Source organism: Tsukamurella sputi (genome assembly GCF_007858445.1).
GTDB lineage: Bacteria > Actinomycetota > Actinomycetes > Mycobacteriales > Mycobacteriaceae > Tsukamurella > Tsukamurella sputi.
This window is the reverse complement of sequence record NZ_VIGV01000023.1, coordinates 1-969: the sequence shown is the minus strand read 5'-3', so window position 1 is coordinate 969 and position 969 is coordinate 1. Positions and strand designations below refer to the sequence as shown.

At 36.5% G+C, this 969-nt stretch carries 1 rRNA gene; it reads right to left on the bottom strand.

The window, feature by feature from the left end:
• A 23S ribosomal RNA gene (locus tag FK268_RS24785) occupies window positions 1-356 on the bottom strand; the annotation flags it as partial.
• Window positions 357-969: the final 613 nt, after the last annotated feature.

The following is a 969-nucleotide window of genomic DNA, read 5'->3' as shown; positions in this document are numbered from 1 at the left end:
TACTGTATTTAAAATACGGGGCTATCACCCACTACGGCTCATCTTTCCAGATGATTCTTCTATACAATAAGTTATCACATATCGGCTCTTCCCGGGTCGCTCGCCACTACTGCGGGAATCTCAATTGATTTCTTTTCCTCTGGTTACTTAGATGTTTCAGTTCACCAGGTTCGCTTCCTTAAACCTATAGATTCAGTAAAAGGATGACAGGGTTTTAAGCCTGTGCGGGTTTCCCCATTCGGACATTTCCGGATCAAAGCTTGATTGCCAGCTCCCCGAAACTTTTCGCAGACTTCCACGTCCTTCATCGCCTGTAATCGCCAAGGCATCCGCCATGTACGCTTATTCACTTGACCATATAATAGGGATTAGACTCATTATAATAATGAATCGTCCAAACTATATGACAAATAGCTCTTCAATTCTCCTACGAATGTAACATGATAACGTTTCACTTTAAGTTAACTCATTTTATCAAATTGCCATATTGAACCTTCAACCTTAGATGAACCTTACCTTAGATGAACCTTAGATAAAGATAAACTAAGATCAAAAAACCAATAATGACTTTTCAATGAAATTGAATACATCGTTACTTAAGTGATGCAATCTCTCCCGATCTTCCTTGTTATCTTGCTATCCAATTATCATTCTCATCACGAGAAGAATAATCCAACAACAAAGACCCGAAAGATCTTGGTGATTATCACTCGATTCACATCGATCAATAATCACTGCTGCATCGCTATTACGTTGCACCAACTAATCCAAATTTTTAAAGAACACTCATGACTAATAGTTATATTAGATGAGAGTATAAATAAGATGACTTATCAAACTATATCAATGATTGAAGATCGAAGATCATTAAACAATGATAAATAGACTGACTAATTAATCACATTATTTATCGTCTCTCTAATTTATTTAACTAACCACTACTTAACTCACTATCTAGCGGCGTTAAAC